Origin of the sequence: Bradyrhizobium sp. PRIMUS42 (assembly GCF_023006515.1) — a bacterium.
In the GTDB taxonomy this organism is placed as follows: Bacteria; Pseudomonadota; Alphaproteobacteria; order Rhizobiales; family Xanthobacteraceae; genus Bradyrhizobium.
The window spans coordinates 1-3,701 of the sequence record NZ_JALBGZ010000626.1 but is presented as its reverse complement, the minus strand read 5'-3'; the positions used below and the strand labels follow the sequence as shown (position 1 = coordinate 3,701).

Sequence of the window (3,701 nt, the reverse complement as noted above, 5' to 3'; positions counted from 1 at the left end):
CACGCCGGGCGAAATCACGGCGCGGTTCGGCGCGCGGTTCTCCACACTGCTCGCCCATGCGCTGGGGCAGGGCGATGCCCCGATCAGTCCGCGCAAACCGCTGCCCGACTACATCGTGGAGAAGCGCTTTGCCGAGCCGATCGCGACCGACACCATGATCGCGATGACGCTGTCGCGGCTCGCCGACACGCTGATCGCCTCCATGGAGAAACAAGGCAAGGGCGCGCGCCGGCTCGAGGCGGCGTTCTTCCGCACCGACGGCGTGGTGCGCGCGATCATGGTCGAGACCGGACGCCCCGTAACGCGAAGCGCGGTGATCGACCGGCTGTTCCGCGAGCGGCTCGATGCGCTCGCCGATCCGCTCGACCCCGGCTTCGGCTTCGATATGGTGCGCCTGTCGGCGAGCCGCACCGAGATCGTGGTGCAGGAGCAGCGCGATCTCGATGCCCATGTCCACGACAATGACGAGTTGGCCGCGTTGATCGATCGTATCGCCGCGCGCATCGGCGGAAAGCGCGTCGTCGTGCACCTGCCGCAGGACACCCATATCCCTGAATGTGCGGCGACGGCCGCGCCGGCGCAGCATCATCTCGCTGCCGCCATGCAGGCCGAATGGCCCGCACGTGTCGAGAGCGAGCCGCCGCTGCGCCCCTTAAGGCTGTTCGACAAGCCGGAGCCGATCAAGGTGCCGTTCGCCGCCGTGCCGGATGGTCCGCCGCATCAATTCACCTGGCGCCGCGCGTTGCATGCGGTGGTGCGGGTGGAGGGGCCCGAGCGCATCGCGATGGAATGGTGGCGCCAGGACGGCAAGCAGCTCACGCGGGACTATTTCCGCATCGAGGATGCCGAGGGCCTGCGCTTCTGGATCTTTCGCGACGGTCTTTACGAGGGGGAGTGCTTCGATGCCGAGGGCAAGCCCACTCCTCCGGGCTGGTATGTGCACGGTCTCTTCGCATGAACACATCAGCTTATGCCGAGATCGGCATCACCACCAACTTCTCTTTCCTGCGCGGCGGCTCGGATCCGCGCGCCTATGTGCATCAGGCGAGCAAGCTCGGCCTTCCCGCGATCGGCATCGCCGACCACAACACGCTGGCCGGCGTGGTGCGGGCCTACAAGGAACTCGACAACGACAAGGTGCTGCACAAGCCGAAGCTCCTGATCGGCGCACGCATCGTCTTCGTCGACGGCACCCCCGACATTCTTGTCTATCCGCGCGACCGTGCGGCCTATGGCCGGCTCTGTCAGCTTCTCACCAGGGGCAAGCGCGGCGACGACATCACGCGCATCGAGAAGGGCGAGTGCCGTCTCACCTTCGCCGATCTCCTGGAATTCTCGGAAGGCCAGCTCTTGATCCTGACGCTGCCGCATCGCTTCGAGCCGGCGCAGGCGCTGGATGTTCTTGCCAAGCTCAGGACAAGCAGCGCTGAGGGCGTATGGCTGGCGGCGAGCCTGATCTATCGCGGCGATGACCGGCGCCGCCTGGCGGGGCTTGATGATCTCGCGGCAAAGGCAAAAGTGCCGCTGCTCGCGACCAACGAGGTGCTCTATCACGATGCCGGCCGCCGTCCGCTTCAGGACGTGCTGACCTGTATCCGGGAAAAGACCACGATCGAGGCGGTCGGACGGAAGCTGGAAGCCAATGCCGAACGGTTCTTGAAGACGCCGCGGGAGATGGCCCGGCTGTTCCGCGATTTTCCTGAAGCGATCGCGGAGACCATGCGCTTTGCGGGCAAGATCGATTTCTCGCTCGACCAGCTCAAGTACCAATATCCGGACGAGCCGGTGCCGCCGGGAAAGACCGCCCAAGGGCATCTGGAGGATTTGACCTGGGCGGGCGTCGACAAATATTTCGGCGGCAAGATCGATGACAAGTTGCGCGCGACGCTCAAGAAGGAGCTCGCGCTGATCGCCGAGCTGAAATACGCGCACTATTTCCTCACCGTGCACGACATCGTGCACTATGCGCGCAGCCAGAACATTTTGTGCCAGGGGCGGGGATCGGCGGCGAATTCGGCCGTGTGCTACGTGCTCGGCATCACCTCGGTCGATCCGACCAAGGTCGATCTGTTGTTCGAGCGCTTCATCTCCAAGGAGCGACTGGAGCCGCCCGATATCGACGTCGATTTCGAGCATTCGCGGCGCGAGGAGGTGATGCAATATGTCTATCGCCGCTACGGCCGCCACCGCGCCGCGATCATCGCCACCGTCATCCATTACCGTCCGCGCAGCGCCATCCGCGACGTCGGCAAGGCGCTGGGCCTGACCGAGGACGTCACCGCCGCGCTCGCCGACACCGTCTGGGGAAGCTGGGGCAAGGGCCTCAACGACATGCAGGTCAGGCAGGCCGGCCTCGATCCGCAAAATCCCATGATCAACCTCGCGGTCGAGCTTGCGACCGAGCTGATCGAATTCCCCCGCCATCTCTCCCAGCATGTCGGCGGCTATGTGCTGACGCAGGACCGGCTCGACACCTATGTGCCGATCGGCAATGCCGCGATGGACGACCGTACCTTCATCGAATGGGACAAGGACGACGTCGACGCGCTTCATATGATGAAGGTCGACGTGCTCGCGCTGGGCATGCTGACCTGCATCAGGAAGTGCTTTGACTTGATCGACGAGCACAAGGGCGAGCGTTTCGTGCTGGCGAGCGTTCCTCAGGACGATCCCAAGGTTTACGACATGCTGTGTGCCGGGGAGTCGCTCGGTGTCTTCCAGGTCGAGAGCCGCGCGCAGATGAACATGCTGCCGCGGCTGAAACCGCGGACCTTCTACGATCTCGTCATCGAGGTCGCGATCGTGCGGCCCGGGCCGATCCAGGGCGACATGGTGCATCCGTATTTGCGGCGGCGGAATGGTCAGGAGGAGGTTCGTTATCCCTCGCCATCGCCCGAGCATGGCCCCGCAGACGAACTCTACAAGGTGCTGCACAAGACGAAAGGCGTACCCCTGTTCCAGGAGCAGGCGATGCGGATTGCCATCGAGGCAGCAAAATTCACCTCCGAGGAAGCCAACGGCCTGCGCCGCTCGATGGCGACCTTCCGCAATGTCGGCACTATCGGCCAATACGAGGAGAAGCTGATCGGAAACATGGTAGCGCGCGGCTACGATGCCAACTTCGCCAGGAGCTGCTTCGACCAGATCAAGGGGTTTGGCTCCTACGGCTTTCCGGAGAGCCATGCGGCAAGCTTCGCGCAGCTCGTCTATATCTCGTCATGGCTGAAGCATTATCACCCGGATGCCTTCTGCTGCGGGCTCCTTAACTCGCAGCCCATGGGCTTTTACGCGCCGGCGCAGATCGTCGGCGATGCCCGCAAGAACGGCGTCGCGATTCGCGACATCGACGTGTCCTACAGCTTTGCGCAAAACACGCTGGAGAATACTGAAGGCAGATACTGCGCCGTGCGCCTGGGTTTCCGCCAGATCGACGGCTTCCACTGGCTGGATGAAGATGAGGAGCGGCTGAAGCGCTCCCAGCCGTCATTCCGGGGCGCGCGTAGCGCGAGCCCGGAATCCATCGGGCCGCACACGCCTGGCGGAATGGATTCCGGGCTCGATGCTGACGCATCGCCCCGGAATGACAATGTGGAGAGGGTGCTGGACTGGGCTGACCGCATCGTCGCCGCGCGCACCCGGCGGCCCTTCACCTCGCTCGAGGATTTCGCCCGCGACACCGGCCTGCCCAAGCGCGCGCTGAT

General features: G+C 64.2%; 2 protein-coding genes. Both read left to right on the top strand.

Annotated features, from left to right (window positions below):
* Positions 1 to 958 (top strand): DNA polymerase Y family protein (locus MOV75_RS30695; protein ID WP_247007189.1); only part of this gene is annotated, 958 nt, incomplete at its 5' end.
* A partial coding sequence (locus MOV75_RS30690; RefSeq protein ID WP_247007188.1) for an error-prone DNA polymerase occupies positions 955 to 3,701 on the top strand: 2,747 nt, incomplete at its 3' end. The genes MOV75_RS30695 and MOV75_RS30690, both read left to right, overlap by 4 nt.